The sequence below is a fragment of the Amphritea atlantica genome (assembly GCF_018860855.1).
In the GTDB taxonomy this organism is placed as follows: domain Bacteria; phylum Pseudomonadota; class Gammaproteobacteria; order Pseudomonadales; family Balneatricaceae; genus Amphritea; species Amphritea atlantica_A.
Window position 1 is genome coordinate 218,701 of the sequence record NZ_JAHKQE010000023.1, and the last position, 26,542, is coordinate 245,242.

At 46.8% G+C, this 26,542-nt stretch carries 21 protein-coding genes; 8 read left to right on the forward strand and 13 right to left on the reverse strand.

The window, feature by feature from the left end:
- Positions 1-17: 17 nt before the first annotated feature.
- From KO512_RS11195 to KO512_RS11205, 3 genes are read right to left on the reverse strand one after another with little or no spacing between them, the layout of a single operon-like run.
- On the reverse strand, positions 18-1,763 hold the full coding sequence (locus tag KO512_RS11195) for an acyl-CoA dehydrogenase (protein ID WP_215952430.1): 1,746 nt from the start codon (positions 1,761-1,763) through the stop codon (positions 18-20).
- Between the two features lie 25 nt (positions 1,764-1,788).
- A complete protein-coding gene (locus KO512_RS11200; RefSeq protein ID WP_215952431.1) occupies positions 1,789-2,718 on the reverse strand; it encodes an electron transfer flavoprotein subunit alpha/FixB family protein in 930 nt (309 codons plus the stop codon).
- 11 nt (positions 2,719-2,729) lie between these two features.
- Positions 2,730-3,479 carry an electron transfer flavoprotein subunit beta/FixA family protein gene (locus KO512_RS11205; RefSeq protein WP_215952432.1) on the reverse strand — a complete coding sequence of 250 codons (750 nt, stop codon included), beginning with the start codon at positions 3,477-3,479 and terminating at the stop codon, positions 2,730-2,732.
- 193 nt (positions 3,480-3,672) lie between these two features.
- Here KO512_RS11205 and KO512_RS11210 point away from each other — a divergent pair, with 193 nt between their 5' ends.
- Positions 3,673-4,683, forward strand: coding sequence for an AraC family transcriptional regulator (locus tag KO512_RS11210; protein WP_215952433.1), 1,011 nt, complete (start codon positions 3,673-3,675; stop codon positions 4,681-4,683).
- A 421-nt stretch (positions 4,684-5,104) separates the two neighbouring features.
- On the opposite strand, the gene KO512_RS11215 is transcribed toward KO512_RS11210, so the two are convergent.
- Together KO512_RS11215 and KO512_RS11220 are read right to left on the reverse strand one after the other, a co-directional pair.
- The gene (locus KO512_RS11215; RefSeq protein ID WP_215952434.1) at positions 5,105-5,605 is read right to left on the reverse strand and encodes a hypothetical protein; all 501 of its coding nucleotides are present in this window, start codon (positions 5,603-5,605) and stop codon (positions 5,105-5,107) included.
- A gap of 67 nt (positions 5,606-5,672) precedes the next feature.
- Positions 5,673-7,307 (reverse strand): acyl-CoA synthetase, encoded by a 1,635-nt coding sequence (locus KO512_RS11220; protein ID WP_215952435.1) that lies wholly within the window; start codon positions 7,305-7,307, stop codon positions 5,673-5,675.
- A gap of 474 nt (positions 7,308-7,781) precedes the next feature.
- On the opposite strand from KO512_RS11220, the gene KO512_RS11225 reads away from it, so the two are divergent.
- The 4 genes from KO512_RS11225 (at position 7,782) to amt (ending at position 15,615) form a co-directional block, all read left to right on the forward strand.
- Entirely contained in the window at positions 7,782-10,613 is a 2,832-nt protein-coding gene (locus KO512_RS11225; RefSeq protein WP_215952436.1) for a cache domain-containing protein, read from the forward strand.
- 60 nt (positions 10,614-10,673) lie between these two features.
- On the forward strand, positions 10,674-11,381 hold the full coding sequence (locus KO512_RS20485) for a response regulator transcription factor (RefSeq protein WP_303492606.1): 708 nt from the start codon (positions 10,674-10,676) through the stop codon (positions 11,379-11,381).
- 432 nt (positions 11,382-11,813) lie between these two features.
- Positions 11,814-12,038: a hypothetical protein gene (locus KO512_RS11235; protein ID WP_215952437.1), complete on the forward strand. Its 225-nt coding sequence runs from the start codon at positions 11,814-11,816 to the stop codon at positions 12,036-12,038.
- Positions 12,039-12,552: 514 nt separating this feature from the next.
- Positions 12,553-15,615 carry an ammonium transporter gene (gene amt / locus KO512_RS11240; protein WP_215952438.1) on the forward strand — a complete coding sequence of 1,021 codons (3,063 nt, stop codon included), beginning with the start codon at positions 12,553-12,555 and terminating at the stop codon, positions 15,613-15,615.
- Between the two features lie 53 nt (positions 15,616-15,668).
- On the opposite strand, the gene KO512_RS11245 is transcribed toward amt, so the two are convergent.
- The 3 genes from KO512_RS11245 to KO512_RS11255 form a co-directional block, all read right to left on the reverse strand.
- A complete protein-coding gene (locus tag KO512_RS11245; RefSeq protein WP_215952439.1) occupies positions 15,669-16,430 on the reverse strand; it encodes an ABC transporter permease in 762 nt (253 codons plus the stop codon).
- A gap of 1 nt (position 16,431) precedes the next feature.
- Positions 16,432-17,361, reverse strand: coding sequence for an ABC transporter ATP-binding protein (locus KO512_RS11250; protein ID WP_215952440.1), 930 nt, complete (start codon positions 17,359-17,361; stop codon positions 16,432-16,434).
- Positions 17,362-17,432: 71 nt separating this feature from the next.
- A complete protein-coding gene (locus tag KO512_RS11255; RefSeq protein ID WP_215952441.1) occupies positions 17,433-18,374 on the reverse strand; it encodes an AEC family transporter in 942 nt (313 codons plus the stop codon).
- Between the two features lie 405 nt (positions 18,375-18,779).
- Here KO512_RS11255 and KO512_RS11260 point away from each other — a divergent pair, with 405 nt between their 5' ends.
- The gene (locus tag KO512_RS11260; RefSeq protein ID WP_215952442.1) at positions 18,780-19,127 is read left to right on the forward strand and encodes a carboxymuconolactone decarboxylase family protein; all 348 of its coding nucleotides are present in this window, start codon (positions 18,780-18,782) and stop codon (positions 19,125-19,127) included.
- 128 nt (positions 19,128-19,255) lie between these two features.
- Complete coding sequence (locus KO512_RS11265; protein WP_215952443.1) at positions 19,256-20,023, forward strand: zinc-dependent peptidase; 768 nt, start codon at positions 19,256-19,258, stop codon at positions 20,021-20,023.
- 221 nt (positions 20,024-20,244) lie between these two features.
- Here the strand turns inward: KO512_RS11265 and KO512_RS11270 are convergent, their stop codons facing one another.
- The 5 genes from KO512_RS11270 to KO512_RS11290 all read right to left on the reverse strand — a co-directional run bounded on the left by KO512_RS11270 (position 20,245) and on the right by KO512_RS11290 (position 25,177).
- Positions 20,245-20,502, reverse strand: a complete 258-nt coding sequence (locus tag KO512_RS11270; RefSeq protein WP_215952444.1) for a hypothetical protein — start codon at positions 20,500-20,502, stop codon at positions 20,245-20,247.
- A gap of 115 nt (positions 20,503-20,617) precedes the next feature.
- Positions 20,618-21,838, reverse strand: coding sequence for a multidrug effflux MFS transporter (locus KO512_RS11275; RefSeq protein ID WP_215952445.1), 1,221 nt, complete (start codon positions 21,836-21,838; stop codon positions 20,618-20,620).
- 380 nt (positions 21,839-22,218) lie between these two features.
- Complete coding sequence (locus KO512_RS11280) at positions 22,219-23,004, reverse strand: amidohydrolase (protein ID WP_215952446.1); 786 nt, start codon at positions 23,002-23,004, stop codon at positions 22,219-22,221.
- Entirely contained in the window at positions 22,992-24,140 is a 1,149-nt protein-coding gene (locus KO512_RS11285; protein ID WP_215952447.1) for a pyridoxal phosphate-dependent aminotransferase, read from the reverse strand. Before KO512_RS11285 ends, KO512_RS11280 begins: the two co-directional genes overlap by 13 nt.
- 98 nt (positions 24,141-24,238) lie before the next feature.
- Complete coding sequence (locus KO512_RS11290) at positions 24,239-25,177, reverse strand: nucleoside recognition domain-containing protein (RefSeq protein ID WP_215952448.1); 939 nt, start codon at positions 25,175-25,177, stop codon at positions 24,239-24,241.
- 350 nt (positions 25,178-25,527) lie between these two features.
- Between KO512_RS11290 and pbpG the strand changes: the two genes are divergently transcribed.
- The gene (pbpG, locus tag KO512_RS11295) at positions 25,528-26,496 is read left to right on the forward strand and encodes a D-alanyl-D-alanine endopeptidase (RefSeq protein ID WP_215952449.1); all 969 of its coding nucleotides are present in this window, start codon (positions 25,528-25,530) and stop codon (positions 26,494-26,496) included.
- Positions 26,497-26,542: the final 46 nt, after the last annotated feature.

Below are 26,542 nucleotides of genomic sequence, written 5' to 3' on the forward strand. Positions count from 1 at the left end.
ATCCTCGATTACCGGTATTAAAACAGCTCTTCGTCCAGCGCCATAATACTCTCGCCACCGGCAATAACAGAAGCGAGATAGGACTGGGTACGTGGCATCATATGTTCACAATAGAACCGCGCACTGATCAGCTTAGCTTGTAAAAACTTAGGATCGCCTTCGCCAGCCGTCAGTTTAGCCTGTGCCTGTACCGCGCTCTTCGCCATCAGCCAACCACCGCAAAGGAAACCAAACAGCATCATAAAGTTAACACAGGCACTCGCCGATGCGTTTCGATCCGCTTTAGTATCCAGCAACCATTGGCGAGCAGCAATACCATTATTGAGTGAAGTGCGGCATTGTTCCGCTGCCAGTGAAAAATCACCACCTAGCGTTTCAAAAGCGCTGATATCAACGGCCATTTCATCCAAGAGTGACTGCAGTGACTCACCACCATTCATCAGCGTTTTACGGCCGACCAAATCGAGTGCTTGAACCGCAGTAGTACCTTCGTAAATTGGCAGAATACGGGCATCACGATAATACTGAGCGGCACCGGTTTCTTCGATAAAGCCCATACCGCCGTGAATCTGAATACCCAGCGAGGTTAATTCTTGAGCAAATTCGGTCACCCAACCTTTAACGATGGGCGTCAATAGTTCCTGCCGTGCCGTATTTTTCCGGTCAGCTTCAGCGGCTGCCACAAGACATAGCGCCCGCATCGCTTCAGTACCGGATTTCATCTGCATCAGCATCCGACGAACATCGGCAAAACGGATAATAGGATAACGACTACCGTCTTTTTTGGTGCCCTGGATACGATCTTTAGCAAACTGTACCGCTAGTTGATAAGCGGCTTCAGATACACCGAGACCCTGCAAACCAACGCCCTGACGGGCATGATTCATCATGGTAAACATATACGCGAGGCCGTTATGCTCTTCACCCACTAGATAACCCACAGCACCACCGTTATCGCCGAAGCTCATGACGCAGGTAGGGCTACCATGGATACCCATTTTGTGTTCCAACGATACCGCATAAACATCGTTACGATCAGCCGGGTTACCATTTTCATCCAACAGGAACTTAGGCACGATAAACAGCGAAATACCCTTCACCCCAGCTGGAGCACCTGGCAGGCGTGCCAGCACCAGATGGATAACATTATCTGTCATCTGATGATCGCCCCAGGTGATAAAGATCTTCTGACCGGTAATCAAATAATGATCGCCATTGGCTACCGCTTTAGTACTCACAGCCGCCAGATCAGTACCCGCACCCGCTTCGGTCAGGTTCATGGTGCCGGTCCATTCACCGCTCACCAATTTTGGCAGAAAATGCTCTTTCAACTCATCACTACCGTGATGGCTGATTGATTCAATCGCCCCCTGACTTAACAGCGGGCAGAGTGCAAACGATAAATTACAGGTCTGCCACACTTCATTGACAGCGGTACCCAAAACATTAGGTAGATTTTGTCCACCAAACTCTTCGGCCGCCGTTAGTGTGGCCCAGCCCCCCTCAACATACGCCTGATAGGCGTCGGCGAAACCCTTTGTCTCTTTCACACCGTTATCAACAATCACGGGGTGAACTTCATCACCGGTGCGGTTGAGCGGTGCTAAAACGCCCGTGCCGAGCTTACCGGCTTCGGTCAAAACCACGGAAGCCAGTTCGGTGTTAACATCTTCTAGTCCGGCTGCAGCACAAAGCTCATCAAACTTAACCAGTTCATTCAGTACAAATTCGACGTCGGTAAGGGGGTGCTTATAATCATTCATGATCGTTACCTGTATTTTCCATTTTTCAGATCTGAGCAGTCAATTCCGGCAGCGCATCAAACAGATCGGCTACCAGTCCATAATCAGCAACAGAGAAGATTGGCGCTTCTTCATCTTTGTTGATTGCCACTATTACTTTTGAATCTTTCATTCCCGCCAAATGCTGGATAGCACCGGAGATACCGACCGCGATATACAGATCCGGCGCAACCACTTTACCGGTTTGACCCACTTGCAGATCGTTAGGTACAAAGCCCGCATCAACGGCCGCACGGGATGCACCCACAGCACCGCCCAGCTTATCTGCCAGACCATAAAGCATCTCGAAGTTTTCAGCGTTACCCATGCCTCGGCCACCCGCAACAATCACCGATGCCGTAGTCAACTCAGGACGATCAGATTTGGCCAACTCCTCTTTAACAAAACGGACATTACTGTTATCACACACTTCAGAAACGGCTTCAATCGTCGCACTACCGCCTTCAGCAACAACCGCATCAAATGCAGTGCCACGAATGGTCAGCAGTTTAACAACATCATCGGTTTTAACGGTTGCAATCGCATTACCGGCATAGATAGGACGCTGGAAAGTATCGGCAGATTCAACAGCAACCACCTCCGACAGCTGGTTAACATCCAACAGTGCTGCTACCCGTGGTAGATAGTTTTTACCGTTTGTTGTTGCCGGAGCCAAAATATGACTGTGACCACTCACCAGCGCCACAATCAGTTTGCTCATATTTTCAGCCAGCTCATGTTCATAAACGGCGTTATCGGCAAACAATACTTTAGTTACTGACGGAATCGCGGCCGCTTCATCAGCTACGGATTGACAGTTGAAACCCGCCACCAGCAATTCAATATCACCACCAATTTGCTGTGCTGCCGCTAGGGTGTTCAGAGTAGCAGGCTTAAGTGCTACGTTATCGTGTTCTGCAATTACCAGAATAGTCATCAGTCGTCTCCTTAAAGAACCTTCGCTTCGTTTTTCAGCTTATCTACCAGCTCCGATACCGAGGCCACTTTAATACCTGCTTGACGCTCTTCTGGCGGGTTAACCGCGACCAGAGTCACTTTATTGTTCAGTTCAACACCCAGATCAGCGGGAGTTTTGACCGCCAATGGCTTGCGCTTAGCTTTCATAATGTTCGGCAATGAAGCATAACGAGGATCATTCAGGCGCAGGTCAACTGTTACAATCGCGGGTAGATCCAGTTCAAGGGTTTGTAAACCACCATCGATTTCACGGGTAATTTGCACCTTATCGCCTTCAACACTCATTTCAGACACAAAAGTGCCCTGTGGATAATCCAACAACGCGGCCAGCATCTGACCGGTCTGGTTGTTATCCGTGTCAATGGACTGTTTGCCCATAATCACCAGCTGTGGTTGCTCTTCCTGTACCAGAGCTTTGAGTAACTTAGCCGCTGATAGTGAGTCAGGTAAGGTATCGGTTTCGATCTGAATACCACGGTCAGCACCCAGTGCCAAGGCGGTACGAATCTGTTCCTGGCAGCTCTTATCGCCCATAGAAACAACAATCACTTCACTCGCGACACCTGCTTCTTTCAGGCGAACGGCTTGTTCAACTGCGATTTCACAGAATGGGTTCATCGCCATTTTAACATTTGCCAGATCAACATCGCTGTTATCTGACTTAACACGTACTTTAACGTTGTAGTCGATTACACGTTTTACCGGGACAAGTATTTTCATAGCACTCACTGTTTATGTTGAGGTTTTATTGCGTTCTAGTTTGCCTCTGCAAGCTAATAACAACAATAACAAAAAAAGCCTTAAATTTGATATTTTCGGACACATACACCCGTTCAATTTCGGACAAGTCTGTTAATATCGGAAAAACAAAACCATTATAGGACAGTCATCACAATGATGCCGGACTCTTGAGATGAGCTATAGCCACCATTCAGTTTCAATCCATTTTGCCAATGCCATGCTCAAAGGCGCCCGCTTAAAGGGCCTTAATGAGCAACAGCTGATGCTGGAATCTGGTCTCAACCGCGAACTGTTGAGCAACCAGGAAGTCCGCATCACACCTATGCAGCTGAGCCGACTAGTACAGGCTATTCAACGGCACGGCGATGATGATTATATCTGCCTCGGTAGCCAACCCTCTCGTAATGGAGTATTCGGGGTGATGGCCAAACTCGTGATCCACAGCACTAACCTTAGAGAGGTATATAAGCATGCGGTTCACTTTTACAACCTAGTGGTACCGGCCTCTCACCTAAGTTTTACGGAGTCAGGTGACACCGCTACCTTTACGCTAACATTGACAGACCCAAGCAAAGACCCCGATTTTGCATTGCTCGATTTTCTACTGTTACTCTGGCATCGATTCCCTAGTTGGATGATTGGCCAGCGCATCCCGCTTAAACAGGTAACTTTTCGTCACTCAAAACCAGCCCACTTTGAGGAATATCGCCTGATGTTCCCCTGCCCTGCGATCTATGATCAACCTGAGAATAGCTTTTCATTCGACCGTTCAATTCTCAGTGCGCCGGTGGTACAAACCCAACAGAACCTCAGTAGCTATCTGCGTCGGGCACCCTTAGATTGGTTTAAGCGACAATCTTATTATCCAGTTTACACCCGTAAAGTGATCGATTATCTAGAAAGTTCCGACTCTATGGCCGATACCAGCATGGAAGATATTGCCGGCCAGATTCACACCACCACCCGAACTCTGCGTCGTAAGCTCGATGAAGAGGGCACCAGCTTTCAAGAGCTTAAAGACAGTGTGCGCCGAGACGAGGCAATTCACCTGCTCAGCCAGCCTAACTTGCCGATCTCCCGTATTGCTAGGATGCTGGGGTTTGCCGAATCGGCCGCCTTCACTCGGGCCTTTAAGCACTGGACAGGCATCTCCCCTAGCACCTATCGTAAATCAAAAGGCTAACAATAAGTCTACACCTCAGCCGGTAATCAACATTGATACTCGTCATTAATATGCTTAAGTACTGACTGTCCGATTAGAACAAAACACTGACTCTAAATGCTATCGCCAAATCAGCCGCGAGAAACCATAATCTATTGCACCCTAAGCTGACCAATAACGTTTTGGTCTGTTGATAGCGAGTTGGTTCCTACCCTGCGAATCAATATTTCCGACCGGTTCTGTTAAAGAGCAGAATCGGTTTTTTTATCCGATCCATACAACAAAAAAATTGCGCCGATGCACAATAAGATAAAGTGTACCCAAGCAACCTCTCATCTTCGCCAGAACAGAAGCCACAACGATAAGGCGCTAGAACCACAATAAAACTATTCACCCACCGCTTTCAAGTCATTTCTCAATCCGCCAACCACGACACAACCCACTAAATCCGTGAATAGGTCGGTATATTATCGATAGAAGGTAATGCCGATAAACAAACCGTCTGCATGCCACTACCGATTTCACGAATCACCAAGGTTCGGTCATCGCGATCATCACTCAACTCATGATGGGCCTGTCTAAATGCTAATAACTCGGCCAGAAGCTGAGCCAACGGACATTGATCATCCACGCCTCCATGCGCAACAAACATAAGATCAGGGGTGTCGATGCGAACAATATCAACGCATAGCTCAGCAAGTTCCATCGCATCTGGCTTTCGCTCACCCGCTTGAATATAGCGGTAAGTCACCCCTTGATGCAGTAATCTTAGTCTTTCTGAATCATCTAGCGGCTGTCCTATTACGACAATTTCTACAACAGAGGCTTGTCCACTGCGTTGCAGCTTAAGCGCTTCATTAATGCTAGCCTGTGCCTGCGGACTCAATAGCCGACAAGCAACGCCACCGCTCGCATTAGGTGTTAGTATGACGACGATTTTCATTATTTTTATCCCGTCTGACTGTTTAGGGGGAGGTAAAGAGCGACTCCCCCCTAATATGACTCAATAATTATTGCAGATCTTTAGCCTTGTTTCGCAATAAAAACTTCTGAATTTTACCGGTAGAGGTTTTTGGTAGGTCACCCACAACCACCCGTTTTGGCGTTTTAAAGTGTGCCATATTCTCGCGACAGAAATCGATAATCTCTTGTTCGGTCACCGTTTCTCCTTCACTGGTGGTAATAAACGCACAAGGGGTTTCGCCCCATTTCTCATCAGGCCGAGCGACCACCGCCGCATCCTGAATTTTTGGATGGCGATACAAGACATCTTCAATCTCAATACTGGAGATATTTTCACCACCCGAGATGATGACATCCTTCGAACGGTCTTTAATTTCGATATAGCCATCCGCATGCCACACCGCTAGATCGCCCGAATGGAACCAACCGCCTTTAAATGCCTCATCCGTTGTCGATGGGTTTTTCAGATAGCCTTTCATGACTAGGTTGCCTTGCATAAAGATTTCACCAATGGTTTCACCATCCTGTGGCACCGGCTGCAATGTATCCGGATCAGCCACCATCAAACCATCCAACATCGGTGCACGCACCCCCTGTCTAGATTTCAGGCGCGCCTTTTTCTCTTCATCATATTCATCCCATTCTTCATGCCAAGCGCATAATACGGATGGGCCATAAGTTTCGGTTAATCCATACACATGGGTGACTTTAAAACCAAGTTCTTCCATCCCCTGAATCACAGACGCCGGTGGCGCAGCCCCTGCCACCATCACTTTAACCTGATGATCAATCCCAGCTTTCATCTCTTCAGGTGCCGAATTCAACATATTCAACACGATGGGTGCACCACAGAAATGGTTAACCTGCTGCGCTTTAATCTGCTCAAAAATCTTATCCGCCCGCACATGACGTAAACTCACACTGGTTCCGGCAGCCGCCGCTATAGTCCAAGGGAAGCACCAGCCATTACAATGGAACATCGGCAAGGTCCACAGATACACAGGATGCTTACCCATATCCCAAGAAACAATATTACTAACGGCATTCAGATAGGCGCCGCGATGATGATAAACCACCCCTTTTGGATCACCAGTCGTACCTGAGGTATAGTTTAGTGTGATCGCATCCCATTCAGTGTCTGGCTTCAAGCCGGTAAAGCTCGCATCACCTTCGGACAAAAAGGCTTCATAGGTCATTTCCCCAATCAACTCACCTTCCTCATAGGTCGGATCATCAATATCAATCACCAGAATTTTTTTACCGATCATTTTTAACGCTTTTTTCACCACGCCAGAAAATTCACGTTCGGTGATCAGCACTTTAGTTTCAGCATGCTGCAGCACAAAGGCAATCGCTTCTGAATCCAATCGGGTATTAATAGAGTTGAGTACCGCCCCACTCATTGGCACCCCAAAATGGGATTCAAAATGTTCGGGGAGATTAGGTGCAATAATAGAAACGGTATCGCCTCGGCCAATGCCTCGTTTCTTCAGTGCACTCGCTAACTGACAACAACGTTGATACGTTTCTGCCCAGCTTCGAGACACATCGCCATATACCGTTGCCGGACGGTTAGGGTATATTTTTGCGGTACGCTCAAGAAAACTCAGCGGACTCAAGGCAACAAAGTTCGCCTGATTCTGCTCGAGTGACTGGTTATAAACGTTAAATTGTTCAGACATTGTTACTCCCTGTACTTACTTATCGACCGGCTACCCATCGGCAACCTAGCTCGCACTTTGATAAAGTATTGAATGAACCTAAAGCAGCTCATTTCGGTTAAATCTAGCAATAATGAATTAAACCGATACAGCTATAACGGGAAGGATAAATTACACGAAACTACAGGAGCTGGATCCAAAAACAGAAGATCATGACTAGACCTGAACGGCGACGTTCGGCATGACAATCATTCTGAAGAAATAGGGAGGATCTTTGCTCTCTTTCGACCTTTGCTTATCGGTCAGCATTATTATTGTTATATATCACAGTATTTTTTCTGTGTTTCAGTCATAGTAGAGCCCTCAAATATTGCTGTAATTTGTCTGAAATATAACGAAATGTAACAATACAGTCATCGACTTACGTCAATGAGAATGATGACACTATAAAAACAACCCACTAGATGACTTGATATGCTTTTCAGATCTAAATTAATGCAGCGATTCTTTATCACGCTGCTGCTCATCATCTCCATGATTTTTACCGCGGTCTATGTTTACTCCGTACCGATGATTAAGCAAAAAGTCTTTGATATTGAACGCAACGCGAGTGGTATTGCCCTTAATAGCGTGTTCTCTCTCGCCAACAAGATGTATGCCGATACCAAAAAATATCGAACCCAAGCACTCGAGTCTCACAAGAAACGCTTGCAAACGGTCGTCGGCCTCGCCGGTTCTTTTTTTGCCAGTTCATTACAGCAAGCCATTGACCGCGGCATGAGCGAACAGCAAGCGCGCACATATGTCCTTGAACAGTTGAGAAACTTCAAATATGGCAATAATGACTATATCTGGGTGGCTGACTATAACGGTATTTTAATCTCCCACCCTGACCCTCGCTATCAAGGCCAAGATACCGCCAACATTCGCCACAATAATGGCACCTCAGAAGTGCATGAGGTGATCAACCGAGCATTAAAACAGGGTGAAGGCTTTTATCAGTACCCCTGGAATCGTTTCGATTCGCAGAAGCCACTAGAGAAGATTTCATTTGTAAAAAACTATCCACAATGGGGCTTTGTCATCGGTTCAGGAGTCTATCTCGATGATCTGGATGCTGATATCCAGCGCATTCGTGATGAAACCCTAAAAGAGCTGCGCGAAGGTATCCAAGAGATTAAAATTGCCTCAACCGGCTATCTATTCGTCTTTGATGCCAAAACCAATATGCTCATCCACCCCAATGCCAATATCGCCGGGAGCAACTTTCCAGAATTAATTAATCCAGTCACCGGCAATGCGATTGCCAAAGACTTAATTCGGGTGGCGGATACAGGTAAAGAGTTGTACTACAAATGGGACAGGCCTGACGATCCCGGCAACTATCAATATGAAAAGCTCTCGTTGGTACGCTACCTGCCCGGTTTTGACTGGTACATTTGCTCCTCAGTCTATGTCGATGAACTGCGCAGTAGCGCTGAATTACTCGCTGGACGTATTATCACCATCGCCGTGATCGCACTGTTTATCGCACTCCTGTTGATGTTTCTATTCAGCCAGTGGATTAGCCAACCGATTAAACGGCTGGCAGACACAGCAGTACGGGTATCCGACGGCGATTTATCCGCCACCAGCGGTATTCGGCGTGATGATGAAGTCGGCGTGTTAGCCCATGCCTTCGATACTATGGTGGAACGCTTACGGGATTCGATCAATAACCTTGACAGCAAAGTGGCCCAACGCACCCACGCACTGGCCGAGAAAAACCAACAGCTCATGCTCGCCTCCACCTCAATGACTCAAGCGAAAGAAGCACTCAGCGAATCAGAACAGCGCCAACGACAGATTCTAGATGCCCTGCCAGCTCAGATTGCCTATCTCGACCCGCAACTCAATATTTTGTTTGTAAACCAATTATTTGCCGAGACTTATCAACAAAACAAAGCCTCTATGATGAACAGGTCGTTAGTCGAGGTGATGAGTAAGACTCGTTTCACCGACATCCAATGGCAGCTAAACAAAGCACAGCAGGGCCAACCCAGTACCGGTGAATATAGCGAAAGCTATGACCAACAACCGGTGATCTGCAAACGGATTCTGATTCCTTGCTTTAATCAGGCCAATACCGTTAACGGCATCCTTATTTTGACCTTTGATATCACATCCGAAAAAGATGCCGAACGACAATTAAATGAAGCCCAACGGATGAATGCCGTCGGTCAGATGGCTGGCGGATTAGCCCATGATTTCAACAATCTGCTAACCATTATTCTCGGCAACCTGTACTCCGTTGGTGATCGTTATGCCGATGATGATCAACTGCACCACTATCTTGAGCCCGCCATTCGAGCAACTCGCCGAGGCGCAGATATCACTAGCCGACTGCTATCGTTCTCACGGCGACAACCGCTGTCACCTATGCTGATCGACCTTGAGCAACTACTCTCTGATACTATCGAGCTACTGGCCAACTCGTTGCCAGAGAACATCACTATTCAGCTACATAATAATACCGCTGAGTGGTGGCCGTTTGCCGATCCTGGCCGACTCGAAGATGCTCTGGTTAATCTCGCCTTTAATGCCCGTGACGCGATGCCTGAAGGCGGTAAACTTAGTTTCATAACACAACACCTCGAGGTAACAGATCGTCTGATCATGGATGAACCGGTGCAACCCGGACAGTATTGTGAAATACGCATTAGCGATAGCGGATCGGGCTTCACTGATCAAGCACTCGCACAGTGCTTTGAACCCTTCTTTACCAGTAAAACCAACGGCGCAGGCTCAGGTCTAGGCCTCAGTATGGTTTACGGCTTTGTTAAACAGTCACAAGGCTATATCACTATTCAAAATAATACCGACCAAGGTGTCTGCATCAGACTATTACTGCCAGCCAAAAAGGCAACAGAAGCGACCCCCTTGCAGCAACACAATGATAACGTTCAGCCATTGCCAAGTGATCACCGCAAGCTAATCTGCTTAGTAGAAGATGACCCTGATGTCCGTTCGATTGTGCGACAACAACTGATAACGCTGAATTTTGATGTCATTGATACCCATAGCGGCGAAGAAGCTAAGCGTCTAATCCCCTTGCTGCCATCACTCTATGGTCTCGTATCGGATGTGATGTTACCTGGCGACCTTGATGGTATTGAACTAGCTAACTGGTTATTCCAACAAAATAGTCATTGCAGGATCATTCTGATCAGTGGATATTCCTATTCTCAAAGCAGAGAGAAACCGATTAATCCGGCTTTCTCTTTATTAAACAAGCCCTTTGACTTAGCCGCCTTGAAAAAGGAGTTTCAAGATAGTGAAAAGAGATAATCGACATGATAAGTGGGCCGTCCGGCAACCCAGCCCTCTTTTCGAAAGACGGAGACATATGTGAGTAACCATAAAATCATCTACGTCATTGATGACGAAAAAGATATCTGCCAACTAGTCAGCCAAGAGCTCGAGCAGTTTGGTTATCATGTTCGTAGTTTTACCACCGGTGCACAAGCTTGCCACGCCATACGTACCCGACCACCGGTACTCTGCATCATTGACCTAGGCCTTCCCGATATGGATGGCATGGAGCTGGTTAAGCAGCTCTGCGAGCTACATAGCATTGGCATCATGATACTATCTGGGCGCAACAGCGTACCTGACAAGGTGCTAGGGCTGGAGCTTGGCGCTGATGATTATATTGTTAAACCCTTTATTCCTCGCGAGCTGGTTGCACGGGTTAACAGCTTAGTCCGCCGTATTACCAATACCGAAACGCAAGCCAAAAACGAAACCCGTACCGCTCGGTTTGCCAACCTAAGTTACGATCCCAAAACATTAAGCCTAACCCGCACCGACGGACGCCAAGCTGAACTCAGCTCCGCGGAACATGAACTACTGATAAAGCTACTGAAAACCCCCAAAACGATACTGTCTCGCGACCAATTAATGGGCGATAGCACCGGACCATTTGACCGTAGCATTGATGTCAGAATGTCCCGAGTACGCAAAAAAGTTGAACAGGACCCGAAAAACCCTGAAATTATCAAAACCATTTATGGCGTAGGCTATATTCTCACCACGGATGTCAGCTGGCATAACTAGCCCGTCATCTAAAAATACAAAACCGACCTCAACCTCGTTGAGGTCTTCTCTGCACTTTTACCGAGCATACCGAGCAAGCACTCAGCCTAAAGCTCAAACTCAGTCAAAAAACCAGTCTTAGCTGATAAACAAAAAAATGAAGCACTAACTTAGTGCAAAAATAGAAAAAGTCACCTAAAAATAATACTCAGCACAATAATTAACCAAAATATTAACGATTGCTTTAAAACCGGTAGATCCAAAGCTATTACTTAATCAACAACTTCCACAATAGATTAGAAAAACTCATCATAAAGGTGAAAAACTATACTTTGTCAGAGACTCACTTTCTAGATAATCTGCGCGCGTACTCAAAAACGACCTAACAAGATGCAAAGCCAATATGACCGCATCTAAAAAGCACTAAATTAGTGCATTAATTGGAATAAAACCATGTTAACTACTTACTACTATATCGACCTTTACAACAAACAGATGCAAAACCGTCCTGAGTCTGAGCGTGAATACTTTATGCGTATGGCTTATGAAATGGAACAAACACGCATTGCTGAAAAGCGCGCTGAACGAAAGCAAAAACTAACTGCTTTGTTTACTGCCGCAGCACGTCTATTCAAGGTTAAACGTACGCCAAACCTTGAATCACTATACGGACATTAAAACGATGCCTGTTATTATGCAGCAGAGCCTGATCACAGCACCCAGTCAGGCCGAGCTGCATAAACCTCTAAAGCTCTCAATCTACTCTTACGCTTCATAACCCCGCCCAATCTCAGCCTCATAGATCTGATCAAAGCCGCATAGTCATCTCGGTCTAATTAGCACTCTGTCATATCATTCAGAATCAATCTAAATCAACGTTTGTGTTATCGTAAAATTTGACACGATAACTTCCCATTTTTCATCAATAGCACCAATAACACCGTTTAAAAATCAGTTGCGAATCCACAAACTGAGTAGCTATCACGCCTCTTTGCAGGCATTGCGAAATATTAAACCTGCTCTTCTGGACATATTTTAGCTAGACTAAACTGATCATAATCGTCAATAGTTATAAACATGGCTCGTTTATAACCACGATAACTCACTATGTCAGATCGCATTTGGGCTTGTTTCTTGCTTTAAATTTAGCCTGTGATGCTCCACCTCTGACTCGACAATAGGCCACAACGCCATGGATTTACTTTGGATACTGTTTGGCGCCATGCTGGTATTTATGATGCAAGCTGGCTTTTTATGCCTTGAAAGCGGCCTCGTTCGCAGTAAAAACAGTATCAATGTGGCCGCCAAAAACATAACCGATTTCATTATATCCAGCACTTTATTCTGGGCCTTCGGCTTTGCCTTTATGTTCGGAGACAGTTATTCCGACCTCATCGGTACCAGTGGTTTTTTCTTTGGAGAGAATGCCTCTCCACGCGATTTAAGTATCTTTCTATTTCAGATGATGTTTTGTGGCACGGCTGCCACACTCGTGTCTGGCGCGGTCGCTGAGCGAATGAGCTATCTCGGCTACATTATTACCTCCATCATCATCAGCCTGCTGATCTACCCCATCGTGGGTCACTGGGCTTGGGGTGGCGTTGTGTCAGGGACAACATCGGGTTGGTTAGCCTTAGCGGGCTTTGTTGATTTTGCCGGCTCGACGATGGTCCACTCCGTTGGCGGCTGGGTTGCACTGGCTGCGATCATCGTGATTGGCCCACGCATTGGCCGCTTTAATGACGACAAAAGACACATCCCCGGCAGCAATATTCCCATCGCTATGCTCGGCGCTTTATTACTTTGGTTTGGTTGGTTTGGTTTTAACGGTGGCAGCACATTAGCCTGGACCGATGCGGTGCCTGGGATACTGTTAAATACCTGCCTTGCTGCATTTTGGGGCGGCATCGCGGCCATCGTGATCAAATATCTCACCGATGGCTATATTGATATCTCGCAAATTATCAACGGTGTCCTCGGTGGCCTGGTTGCGATCACCGCAAACTGCCATGCAGTATCGGTGACTGAAGCGGCCTTTATCGCTGGTATAGCGGGCTTTATAGTCGTGTATAGCAGTAATTTACTGCTCTATCTCAAATTAGATGATGCCATTGGCGTTATCCCAGTACACCTGTTTGCCGGTATCTGGGGCACCATCGCGGTCGCCCTATTTGGTGAACCGGCCATTCTCGGCACAGGCTTATCGCGGCCGGATCAACTAGCGTCTCAATTTATGGGTATTGCTACCGTCGGCCTGTATAGCTTCTCGGTCGCCTATATTATGTTGAGTTTAATCAACAAAATGTATCCTTTGAGAGTCTCTTCAGATGCTGAACTCAATGGTCTGAATGTTTCTGAACACCGTGTGACTACCGAAGTATTTGATCTATTATCCGCGATGAACCAGCAACAGATTCGCTCCGATTATTCCTCGCCCGTCCCCGTTGAGCCCTTTACTGAGGTAGGCCAGATCGCTCAAGAATACAATCGTGTCATTGACAAGGTGCAACAAGAGATTCAAGAAAGAGACCGCGCGTTTAACGCCTTCAAAGAGAGTGAATACCGTAACGGTGCCATTCTTGAGGCCGCGATGGATTGCATTATTACGATTAATGAGCAGGCACAGGTTGTCACCTTTAACCCAGCGGCTGAACAATGCTTTGGCATTACCGCCAGCATCGTCCTCGGAGAGGATTTCTTCCAACTATTTATGGAGGCCGAATCACGTAAACTCGCCGCGAAAAGTCTCGCCAAAGGATTCACCACGGGGGAAGGTTTAGTCCTCAAGCGACAGAACATATCTAACTTAACCCGTTATGATAAAGAAACCTTTCCCGCCGAGATCGTTGTCACTCAAACGACTGATCTAAATGCGTTTAAAAAACAATATACGCTACACATCCGCGACATTACTAAACAGGTAAAACTGCAAAATCGACTAAAACTGTTAGCTTATAACGATCCGCTCACAGGGCTATACAACCGCACCTATCTTATGCGCACGCTGGAACGCTTGATCGTAAAATATACAGAAAGCCCCGGAACCGTAGTGCTCATGTTTCTGGATCTCGACCAGTTTAAAAGGATCAATGACACCTTAGGCCATAATGCCGGTGATATCTTATTGCGTGAAGTCGCCAAGCGACTCAAAACGGTGATCCGTGATTCCGATCTCGTGGCGCGCTGGGGAGGTGATGAGTTTGTAATCGTGTTATCCGGCCAGCTAGATGAATCATTAGCCACCAAGAAAGCAAACGAAATACTCACAGTGATGCGCGACTCCATCACCTTACTTAATAATGAATTAACTGTACTGACCAGTATTGGCATCGCCATGTCGGTCAACGGCCAAACCAATGCCGAGCGTTTATTACAACATGCTGATCTAGCCATGTATCAGGCTAAAAATAACGGACGCAACACCTATAGCCTATTTCTCCCGCAAATGGAGAAGGAAGCCCAGCTACACTCTTGGATAGAAAACGAACTGCCCAGTGCAATGCAAAATCACCAGTTATATTTGCAATATCAGCCAAAGGTTAACTGTGTCAGCAATACCATTGTTGGTTTTGAAGCGTTACTCAGGTGGCAACATCCAGAGCATGGCTTTGTTTCTCCCGCTGAGTTTATTCCCGTGATCGAAAACACCAATCTTATCATTACGGTTGGTGAGTGGGTGCTCTCAGAAGTGACACAGCAACTGGCCAACTGGCGTGAAGAAGGCGTACCGTTACTGCCTATCGCCGTCAACATATCCGGTTATCACCTGCATTCACCCACGCTTATTCCCTATATCGATCAGTGCCTGAGACAACGTAATCTCAACCCCGAACTGATTGAAATAGAAATAACCGAGGGCGCGTTAACCGGCAATAGTGATGAAAGCATCGATGCGATGCGAGCATTAAAAGCGATCCATATTAAGCTGGCGATTGATGACTTTGGTACCGGTTATTCATCCCTGAGCTATCTGAAAAAATTCCCAGTGGATATCCTCAAAATTGATCGCGCCTTTGTTCGAGAATGCTATTCCAATAAAGAGGATGCCGCTATCTGCAAGGCAATTATTAGCCTTGCGAAGAGTTTAGAATTAGAGATTGTCGCTGAAGGAGTAGAAAATCAGGCCCAGTTAGCGTTCTTAGGCTTTCAAGGTTGTGATATTTATCAAGGTTTCTATTTCAGCAAGGCGGTCAGTGCCGACAAAGTAACAGCTCTATTGATGGAGCCCCTGCCCGATATTACCTTGAACAACTAAAAGGGCTCCATCAATATGGCACCGTAAGCCGGTTAGCGCTTCTCAACTCGGCCTTAGCTTCTGATACGATAACCGGTGCGAAAGATCCACCAAACAGTGGTCAGACAGATCAACAGAAATACCAATGTCATCCCCAAGCTAACCGCGACATTCACATCCGCCACGCCATAGAAAGCCCAACGAAAACCGCTAATAAGATAAACCACCGGATTAAACAGCGTCAGGGTTTGCCAAGGCTGTGGCAGCATACTGATAGAGTAGAACGCACCACCGAGAAAAGTCAGCGGCGTGACCACCATCAAGGGGATCACCTGCAATTTCTGAAAGTCATCGGCCCAGATACCAATAATAAAACCGAACAAACTAAAGGTAATGGCCGTCAGGATCAGAAACGCCAACATCCAAAACGGATGCTGAATATGATAATCAACAAAAATTTGCGCCGTCAGTAAGATCAATAAACCGAGAGTAACCGATTTAGTCGCCGCTGCACCGACATAACCGATGACAATCTCCATCGACGATACTGGGGCGGATAACACCTCATAAATGGTGCCGGAAAACTTAGGAAAGAAAATACCAAAGGAGGCGTTAGAGATACTCTCACTCAACAGAGACAGCATGACTAACCCCGGAATAATAAAGGCACCGTAGCTGATCCCATCGATATTTCCCATGCGCGAACCGATCGCCGTACCAAACACAATAAAGTAGAGTGATGTGGACAACACCGGCGAAGCAATACTTTGCATCAAGGTACGAAAGGTACGCGCCATCTCAAACTTATAGATCGCTCGAATTGCATACAGATTCATCTTACTGCTCCTTCTCATGAACCAAGCTGACAAAAATATCCTCGAGGGAACTCTCACTGGAGTTAAGATCACGGATCTCAAACCCCTGCTTCGTCAACTTACGCAGTAGACGCGCGATACTATTCCCCTCCTGACGACTGTCATAGCAATAAGACAGGTTAGTGCCGTCTTGATCCAGTTGCAGATTAAACTCCGCAAGCTCAGCGGGAATATCACTAATCGGTTGCTGCAAACGAATGCTTAACTGTTTACTACCCAGCTTATCCATCAATGCCTGCTTCTCTTCAACCAGCAGAATCTTACCTTGACGGATCACCCCGATACGGTCGGCCATCTCTTCCGCTTCTTCGATGTAATGCGTGGTAAGAATAATAGTGACTCCCTGCTCCCGCAGTTCACGCACCATCTGCCACATATCTTTACGTAACTCGACATCGACCCCAGCCGTTGGCTCATCGAGAAACAGAATGTCCGGCTCATGAGACAGCGCTTTGGCAATCATCACCCGACGTTTCATTCCTCCGGATAACTCACGCATCTGAGCATCTTTCTTATCCCAGAGGGATAACTGACGCAGCAGCTTTTCGATATATTGCGGATTAGCGGGTTTGCCGAACAGACCGCGACTAAAATTCACCGCCGACCAGACGTTTTCGAAAGCATCACTACAGAGCTCTTGCGGCACTAAGCCAATCTTGCTGCGGGCTGCCCGATAATCTTTAACAATATCAAAACCATCCGCCAGTACACTCCCTTCACTCGGGCTACTGATACCACAGATAATACTGATCAGGGTTGTTTTCCCCGCCCCATTTGGCCCCAGTAGGGCAAAAATTTCCCCTTGCTGAATATCCAGATCGATACCCTGCAGTGCACTAAAGCCAGAGGCATAGGTTTTGGTAAGTCCGCTGATGCGGATGATCGGTGGCATAATTGTCCCTCTGAATCGAATAAGGGCCACATAGTAACCGTTGAGCCGCCCAGACTATAGTCATTCAAGCATTAGGCAATCAAACTAAGTAGACTCAATATCAAGGTCACACTCAAAAACGACAACGCCGTTGTTATCAACAACACGCCTGAACAGAACACCTGATGACCGTATTTACTGCCGAAAATAGGATACACACTCAGCATCGGCGAAGCCGAAAAGATAACGACCGCCTGTTTAAGCGTATTATCCATATCTGGCACAACAAAGATCACCAACAATAAAGCGATAATGGGCTGCAACAATAGCTTGCCAAATGCGATCAAGCTAACCTCTTTTAGGCTAGCGGTCACCTTTGTACCGGCCAGCGAAGCGCCAATAATAATCAGCGCCATTGGTGCCGCAGACCCATTCAATATCTGCATCGCCCGATCAAGAAACTGCGGCAATTGAAGACCAATCAAAGAGACTAAAATACCACTGATAACGGCAATAATGATCGGATTTTTCATCAGCCGCAGTGCCACCGTCGCCGTCAGCTTTTTCAAGTCAGCCCCCTGGTCTTCACGGGCTTCCATAAAGGCTAATGCCAAAGGGAACAACACGATATTTTCAACTAACAAGCACATGACTAACGCCTGAGTGGGCGGCTGGTCAAAATACTGTAACGCCACAGGAAAGCCGATAAACACACTATTCGGCATCGCACTGCCCATGCCCTTTAGTCCCGCAAAACTAAGACTGTCTCGACGGCCCATTCGACTAATAAAAAACACCGTGAAAAACGACAATACCCCGGCGACGGCATACACCAGCAAATATTGGCTATCAACAATCGTCCCTAGATCCATCTGCGTTAATTTATGGAAGATCAACACAGGCAATGCTAAATAAAGCACAAAGCTGCTCATACCCGGCAATGATTCTCGGGGAATAATGCCCACTCGGGACACAATGTAGCCAACCAAAATTAACAAAAAAATGGGGGCGGTAATACCGATCATCGTCAACATAATTGTTTAGCTACCAAAAGAACCTATAAAAAGAAAAACCCCATAAAGATCATTAATCAATCATCATGAGGCCGATAAGATACTGCTATATACCGCTGCTGCGCAAGTGCAACTCAGACCACACAAAAATTGTCCGGTTTAAGACCATTAAGTGACATCTTAGCTAGAGGAAAAAACGATAGCCCTTGTTAGCAAAAAGCCGATATTAAACACAGACATTCATAGAATTGATGATTAAGCGTCGTAGTTACAAATGACAGCCTATACTTACACCGATATCCCCAGCGAATGATCATTTGGGTGATCACTTATGCCTTCGTTTCTGAGTGCAACAGTGCTTGGCGAGTGATGCCTCGTCAGCGCTAAAACCTTTCAATGACAATCATAATAAAAGAGAGAAAAGCCATGAAAAACTTCCCTGAACACTATCAAGAACTGTCTACTTGGATGGAAAAGCTAGGAGTCGCCATACCGGAAACAATGCAAGGTTTTAGTCTCTTACATGAAGCCAGTACAAAACCCGGCGCCCTCGATAGCAAAACGAAGGAGCTCATAGCGTTAGGTATTGCGATAACGGTTCGATGTGATGGGTGTATCACCTTTCATGTCCATGATGCTCTGCAAGCTGGCGCTAACAAAGAAGAGATCGCGGAAACCGTATCGGTCGCCATTCTAATGGGAGGAGGCCCTTCCGTGGTCTATGGTATCGAAGCGATGCAAGCCATGAGCCAATATGAGGAAAAAGGCTTATAATCCCAACTCTTTATCCAACACCTTATGCTAACGCTGATTAAAGACGTTAGGTGTCTTATTTAAGATGTCGTAATGAGACACGCCAACGCATCTAGGCATAATCATTTTCCTCACAACAAGAGTTAACAATGTTCAAGCAACTGCGTCACTGGTTAGAAAACAAACGTATTAAAAAAATGGGTTTGACCACGGAACAGTGGGAGTCGGCCATTGCTGACTGGCCAGTGATGCAACGCTATCAAGGCGCTGAGCGAGCTGCACTACAAGATATGGCCTTCCGGCTGATGGTACGTAAACGTTTTGTCTCCGGTGATCATTTCCAATTTACCCAAGAGATGTGCCTTAAAGTCGCAACCATGGCCAGTGTTCCGATTTTACATCTTGGCTTAGCGTGGTATGACCACTGGTATACTATTATTCTTTACGAAGGCGATTTTATTCCTAACCGCCCTTATCGTAGTGACGATGGGGTTGTCCATGCTCAAGGCCCGGGCTTGAGTGGTGAAGCCTGGCTTCGAGGACCGGTGATATTATCCTGGGCATCCGTTTGTGAAACAGGTGCTCATGCTCGTCATACTAAGGCAAGTAATGTGGTGATTCATGAATTAGCTCATAAACTCGACATGTTACGTGACGGCGCTAACGGCGCACCACCGATGCATCCAGATATGCGCCCGGGTGAATGGCACGATATATTTACCGCAGCCTGGGATCGATTACAGCACGACCTACAACGCCACCGCCCTTTACCGCTAGATGATTATGCCTTAACCAACCCTGCCGAGTTTTTTGCAGTCTGTAGTGAGACCTTTTTTGAAGATGCTCAACAGATGAAACAAAAGATGCCAGAGGTATATCGTTTGCTATGTCAGTTTTACCGTCAACAACCCGCCTAAGAATAATGCCTCATCCTCAGTCACTTACTACCGCGTGATAACGCATCTCGCTCTATTATGGTAAGCCCAGTCAAACCGGTGACTTGCCCAAATCGATTCCAAGGATGTTGATAGACAAAAGCAAGTTCTCGTGGATCTCACTCCCGCAGCAGAGCGAGTTAAACGCGAAGGTAAGCTATCCATTAAGCTCACCGACGAGCGTTTAATATAGAGTCCACCCTTTACTTATAGTTAACATCATCCCATTGCCATAATATCTGCTTGGACAACTGTTGTTTATCCTTACTCATTTTCATATGAGATTTTTTATTCATACTATTGTCAGCCATATGGTGTTTAGTCATACCGCTACCTGTCGCAATATGAGTGACATCATCTTGACCACTACCACTGCGGGAATAATCGCGGACACTCGCCTGAGATTGTGCAGCAAAAGCGAGGGTTGCCATAACGGCACTGGCGATCACTAATTTGTTCATACTTGCTTCCTCATTGATACCCAATATAAATTCATATTAAGTGTGACAACTGAAACAATTCTGAAAATAAATACGATGCCCCGACGTTGGTAACCCTCCTGCACAAACCGATGCGTTACTCTGAAGTGTCTGAATATCCATAACGATGCAGCCAATAACAAACTAGAAGCCCTAGGCTCATAAGCACAAAGAAGCCTCCGACTAATGAGTAGATCGTTTGATCATACAATTTACCAATGATCATCCCCGGTACAATACTGATCATGGTTGATAGAGCACTGACCAATCCAGCACCGAGACCCGCTAAGTGCCCCAGCGGCTCCATCGCTAGACTGTTTAAATTACCAAATAATAGCCCAGTAGAAAAAAACACCAGCAGCAGATAAATCAATAAGGAAACGAGTGGAGGATGACCACTATAGGCCAACGCAATCAAGCCATAGATTAATGAGCTTAGTGAGATATTTAATATGGCAAAAATAGTTAATCGCCACATACCGAAACGGCCGACAAGACGAGTATTTGTGAAGGAAGCAAAGCCAATAGCCCCCGCCAATATGGCAAAATAAAGCGGAAACCGATCACCCAATCCGTATTGAATTTGCAGAATAGGCTGCGACAAACTCAGATAACCGAGAAAACCACCGAAGACTAGCCCAGTCAGTAGTGTAAAACCCATCGCAACACGGTTGCTTATAACCTCTTTACACCCCAACCATAATTGTCGTGGTGCAAATGAGCGATGATTCTCGACTGCCAATGTTTCAGGTGAACGTACAAAAAACCAAATACTCAGTACAATCGCAATCGTCAGCAAACCGGTGAATATCATCCGCCAATCAGAAAATGTTAATACTAACTGCCCCAACGCCGGCGCCATCATCGGCACGAAAATAAACACCGTCATAATGAAAGACATGACCCGAGCCATCGCACGACCGGAATAGAGATCTCTCACCAACGCAACGGAAACCACTCTAGGCCCAGCCAGCCCAAATCCTTGCAATACCCGTCCCAGCAGCATCTGCGGATAGGTATCCGCAGTGATGGACAGTAATGCGCCTAGCGCAAAAATAAATAACCCCAACAAAATTGAAGACTTTCGGCCAATTGAGTCAGACAACGGGCCGTAAATAAACTGGCCGACCCCCATTCCCGCAAGAAAAGAGATAAGCACAAACTGATTATCATTTGAATCAGCGACCTTCAGATCACGACCAATATCCGCGAGTGCGGGGATCATTGAATCTATCGATAGGGCGGCTAATGAAATCAGTAGCGCTATCAGGGTCACAAACTCTGCAAAGGGAATCTGTTTAGCGTTCGAATGTTGCAATGCTTATATCCTTTCTATGCCCGTTAGTCCCTTAGCCAGAAGCGATTGGTTTACTTTTTTATCTGAATAGTCGATCCGATAAAAAGCTAAAACAATGAGTCATGACGGGTCGTCAATTATCGCCATGCAGGGCCGGTAATGATGCTATTTATAGTGAAATTGAACCGATTAAAACGTCGAAAAACGATTGTCTGGACGCCAAAGTGACTTCTTTGTAATCCCCGTCATAGCAGATATTGGCTTAATACAGTATCAACAAGTGCCTAGACTTTAGCTGAGCGTTTTTATAGATAGATACCGCTAAAACGATCGATGAATCGAAACAAGAAAACGGTATCGCAATCTAACTATCAAACGACCAAACGCTAAAGTATCGACCTCTACTCGGCCTCGGTGATGAGGAATGAATCCGCATCCATCCAAGCCGGAAACTTCTGATTAAAATCCGTCAGCGCAGAGGCAGAGAGTTTTTCGGTGGCACAAAAAGGGATTCCCGGCTCTCGATCGATCAACAGATCACCCTTGAAATCAACTAACATACTATCGCCACTGTAGTCATGACCATTCGCATCTCGGCCTACTCGATTTACACCGGCCACATAGCAGAGGTTTTCGATCGCTCTGGCCTGCAGCAGTTTTCGCCAAGGCTGACGACGCGGTGCAGGCCAATTAGCGACATACAATGCTAAGTCGTAATCATTATTATTACGGGAAAACACAGGGAACCGCAGGTCATAACAAACCTGCAAGAGAATCCTCCAACCCGCATACTCAACAACCACCCGCTGATCACCCGGCTGGTAACGTTCATGTTCGCCCGCCATCCGAAAGAGGTGTCGCTTGTCATAATAGGTCTGCGTGCCATCGGGAAAGGTAAAAATCATCCGATTGACATAACTATCACCCACTGCGACAGCTAGACTTCCAGTCATCGCAATACCTCGCTGTATCGCCTGCTGCTGCAACCACTGGCACGTCTCCCCCCCCATTGGCTCAGCCGCTAACCGGCTATCCATCGTAAAGCCCGTGGTGAACATCTCCGGCAGTAACACCAGCTGCGTATCAGTCGCATGCTGGTCCATCAGTCGTTCATACATCAATCGATTCTCTTCCGGATTCTGCCACAGCATATCCGGTTGAATCAGTGTTATTTTTAGATCTTGCATAGTATTTCTGCCGCCTGTTTTAAGGTGCTGTCATCTTTAGCAAAACAGAATCGTACCAAGCGCTGTTCTGGCGCCACATCATAAAAGACCGATACCGGAATAGCGGCAACACCTACTTCGGTTGTTAGCCAGCGAGCAAAGGTCACATCATCCATGTCCGGCGCAATGGCCGAGTAATCGACCAATTGAAAATAGGTGCCATCAGAAGGCTCAAAGCTAAACCGGCTATCCTTTAAAAGCTGACAGAATAGGTCGCGCTTCTGCTGATAAAACGTCGGTAGCTCTAGGTAATGTTCGGGATAGTCCGTCATAAAATCAGCTAACGCCAACTGAATAGGATGCACGGTGCAAAAGGTCAAATACTGATGCAATTTACGCAGCTCTACCGACAACGGCGCCGGAGCGACACAGTAGCCCACCTTCCAACCCGTCGTGTGATAGGTTTTGCCAAATGAAGACACCACAAAAGCCCGCTCTGCCAATGCAGGTCGGCGCAATAAACTCTGATGTGAACCGTTGAAACAGATATGCTCATACACCTCATCGCTCAGCAGCAGAATGTCAGTATCGGCCACCAGCGCTTCTAACTGATCCAGATCGGCCGCCGACAAAACAGTCCCCGTCGGGTTATGCGGGCTATTAATAATGATCATCCGAGTGTTGCTATTAATAGCCGCGCGTACTACCTGCCAATCAATCGAAAACGTCGGCGCTTGCAAAGCCAAGTGGACTGCGCGACCACCATTCAACTCAATCGCCGGTTCATAGCAGTCATAGGCGGGGTCAAATATGATGACCTCATCACCAGGACGCACTACCGCACCTATCGCCGCAAACAGCGCTTCAGTGGCACCCGAGGTAACGGTAACTTCGGTATCAGGATTAACCTGACAGCCGTACAACTGTTCGACTTTTAGTGCAATCGCATGACGTAAGCTTGGTACCCCTGCCATCGGAGCATATTGATTCTGTCCGTGCTCGAGATAATAGGTGACTCGATCGAGCAGCGCTAAGGGCCCATCAAAATCAGGAAATCCCTGAGACAGGTTAATTGCATTATGCTCTGCCGCCAATTGCGACATCTCAGTAAAAATAGTTGTACCAACTTTAGGTAGTTTAGTCGGAGGGTATTGCATGAATATGATTGTCCTTTCCCGGATTACTGCAAATCATCAGCGATGGGCCAACTTTATGTCTGCGCTGCCCGAGGGTCAAGCACCAACCATGGCTATATTTAGAATATAATGAGGTGTAACGCGCCACGTACAAAGGTTCCGATTAACGCCCCCAGTATTGCGGCCCGCGCGACCGAAGAGACCCGTTTACCTGCTGCCAACAAGATCGCGGTGCCCGCTAAATCAAACGGACTAAGCACAAAACCAGCAATCCGGTTAAGATCCGTGGCACTCATAGCCCCCTGATTCAACAGATCAATGGTCACCCCCATCATGGCGGTACCGCCCGCAATAAACTTAGTCACGATGGGTAACACCGTCGACTCAGGTAGATTAACCAGTGCGAGTACCGGTGCCAGCAATGCCGTTAATAATTCGATAGTACCGGTGACTTTCAGTAGATTGACGAAACAGAGCGCTAAAATCAGTAACGGAATAGAGGCTAATACGATTTTAACCCCCTCTTGACCACCATCAGACAGTGTTTGAATCACATTTTTATGTTCATGTAACTCCGGTGCTAAATGAGATGCATGGCTATAGTCGTCATCCAACGCAGGATTGCGGGCAAACAGATAATAGGTCGCCGCCGCGGCAATCAAACCACCTAAGATAGAGGTCGCCATAATAACCGGCACATCCAACCCCACCACCGCCATCGGGAACACGACATTAGCTTGAGACATCGTTAGCACAGCGGCCAGGGTTGCCGCGATACTTCGCCGCGAGGTGCCATCCCGAGCCATAATTGCGAGGGTAGCAACCGGCGCATTAAAGCTAACAAATAGAATCTGCAACATCGCAAAAATACCCAGTCCCGGCATACCAAACAAACGTACAAACGGTGTGAGCTTATTCGAAACCCAGCCTAATACACCTTTGCTCTCTAGCAATTTCATCAGCGCTAGCATCACCACCATTACCGGTAGCAACACATAAAGCACCATATCAATAGCCGTACGACCGGACTCAAGAATCAGAGTTATTATCTGCTCCATAGGCGGTTTTTACACTCCATCAGTTTTAACAAGCCGGCTCCATTCTAACCCATAACCGCTAACGATATTCTCATTGCGCGGATTCCAGTTCACTAAAGCACCCCATAAAAACACAGAATGTACTGTTTAAACAACGATTTAAACAGTCGTTTATGCTAAAGTGCGGATAACTATGTTTGCTAAAGCTGCTTTCTCAAGCGATAAGACAAAGGATTGTCAAAAAACGAATATTATTAACTAAGAATAATTTATGACGGTTCTGTTTTGAAAAAACGCCGAATGACCCAGTCGTTCACCCAAGGCATATCGATACAGTACCGACAAAAAAAAGACTCACCAATGGCCCTAAAATGAAAAGCTATCTACTGAGCGGTTTACTTTTTATCTGCGTTGCCGGTTTACCCGCCCAAGCGCAAACAGCGACAAACAACAAAGCCCTACTCTCGAATGCAACCGAGCGATTACTCAACTTAGATAAGGGTAAGATTGAACTAGCATCGGTCAGTGCTGCTGTCATCGATGGTAAAACCGGCGCGCCATTGTATCAAAAACATGCTGAAATGATGATGCCGATCGCCTCCATCACTAAGCTGATGACCGCGATGGTTACCCTAGACGCCAAACTACCTTTAAATGAAAAGATTCAGTTTACCGAGCGCCATAAAAAGGCCAATAACAACTACTTTTCGCGCATCCGCATTGACTCCCAACTGCCTCGTAAAGATGTTATCCGTATCGCACTGATGTCATCCGAGAATATGGCCTCCTCGGCACTTGGACACACGTATCCTGGCGGGATAAAAGCCTTTGTCCGCGCCATGAATGTCAAAGCCCGCCAGCTAGGTATGATGCACAGCCACTTTGTCGATGCTACCGGCCTTTCCCAACATAATATATCAACGGCCTCTGATCTTGCCATTATGGTCCGTGCTGCGGCCTCTTACCCCGAGATTGCCGAATACAGTAGAACGCCGGGTTATACCGCACGTTTCAGCCATCCACGATATTCACTGCGTTATGGCAACACCAATGCACTGGTGCACAGTAAAAGTTGGCAGATCGACGTGACAAAAACCGGCTATCTCGATGAAGCTGGCCGTTGCTTGGTGATGTTGACGGAAATCAATGGCCGAGAAACCGTCATGGTGATGCTGAACTCCTACGGTAAACGCACACCTATTGGTGATGCTAGCCGTATCAAACGTTGGCTAACCACGGGCGAAAGCGGCAAAATCAGCAGCTCGGCTAGACACTACCAACGGCAGACGCTGCAGGAGTTATTGCAACACCCAGTACTTGAACAACTGGCTTTACAGTGAGATTAAGCCTGTGAATAGCCCTCTACATCGCACGACAAGCTTAGCA

What these genes read in the sequence shown, in the direction of transcription:
- KO512_RS11260 (WP_215952442.1), top strand. Translation starts at nt 18,780, where the DNA reads ATGAAAAACTTCCCTGAACACTATCAAGAACTGTCTACTTGGATGGAA.
- KO512_RS11290 (WP_215952448.1), bottom strand. Translation starts at nt 25,177, where the DNA reads ATGGAGCAGATAATAACTCTGATTCTTGAGTCCGGTCGTACGGCTATT.
- KO512_RS11245 (WP_215952439.1), bottom strand. Translation starts at nt 16,430, where the DNA reads ATGAATCTGTATGCAATTCGAGCGATCTATAAGTTTGAGATGGCGCGT.
- KO512_RS11210 (WP_215952433.1), top strand. Translation starts at nt 3,673, where the DNA reads ATGAGCTATAGCCACCATTCAGTTTCAATCCATTTTGCCAATGCCATG.
- KO512_RS11195 (WP_215952430.1), bottom strand. Translation starts at nt 1,763, where the DNA reads ATGAATGATTATAAGCACCCCCTTACCGACGTCGAATTTGTACTGAAT.
- pbpG (WP_215952449.1), top strand. Translation starts at nt 25,528, where the DNA reads ATGAAAAGCTATCTACTGAGCGGTTTACTTTTTATCTGCGTTGCCGGT.
- KO512_RS11280 (WP_215952446.1), bottom strand. Translation starts at nt 23,004, where the DNA reads ATGCAAGATCTAAAAATAACACTGATTCAACCGGATATGCTGTGGCAG.
- KO512_RS11220 (WP_215952435.1), bottom strand. Translation starts at nt 7,307, where the DNA reads ATGTCTGAACAATTTAACGTTTATAACCAGTCACTCGAGCAGAATCAG.
- KO512_RS11270 (WP_215952444.1), bottom strand. Translation starts at nt 20,502, where the DNA reads ATGAACAAATTAGTGATCGCCAGTGCCGTTATGGCAACCCTCGCTTTT.
- KO512_RS11235 (WP_215952437.1), top strand. Translation starts at nt 11,814, where the DNA reads ATGTTAACTACTTACTACTATATCGACCTTTACAACAAACAGATGCAA.
- KO512_RS11215 (WP_215952434.1), bottom strand. Translation starts at nt 5,605, where the DNA reads ATGAAAATCGTCGTCATACTAACACCTAATGCGAGCGGTGGCGTTGCT.
- KO512_RS11255 (WP_215952441.1), bottom strand. Translation starts at nt 18,374, where the DNA reads ATGTTGACGATGATCGGTATTACCGCCCCCATTTTTTTGTTAATTTTG.
- KO512_RS11205 (WP_215952432.1), bottom strand. Translation starts at nt 3,479, where the DNA reads ATGAAAATACTTGTCCCGGTAAAACGTGTAATCGACTACAACGTTAAA.
- KO512_RS11200 (WP_215952431.1), bottom strand. Translation starts at nt 2,718, where the DNA reads ATGACTATTCTGGTAATTGCAGAACACGATAACGTAGCACTTAAGCCT.
- amt (WP_215952438.1), top strand. Translation starts at nt 12,553, where the DNA reads ATGGATTTACTTTGGATACTGTTTGGCGCCATGCTGGTATTTATGATG.
- KO512_RS11285 (WP_215952447.1), bottom strand. Translation starts at nt 24,140, where the DNA reads ATGCAATACCCTCCGACTAAACTACCTAAAGTTGGTACAACTATTTTT.
- KO512_RS11250 (WP_215952440.1), bottom strand. Translation starts at nt 17,361, where the DNA reads ATGCCACCGATCATCCGCATCAGCGGACTTACCAAAACCTATGCCTCT.
- KO512_RS11225 (WP_215952436.1), top strand. Translation starts at nt 7,782, where the DNA reads ATGCAGCGATTCTTTATCACGCTGCTGCTCATCATCTCCATGATTTTT.
- KO512_RS11265 (WP_215952443.1), top strand. Translation starts at nt 19,256, where the DNA reads ATGTTCAAGCAACTGCGTCACTGGTTAGAAAACAAACGTATTAAAAAA.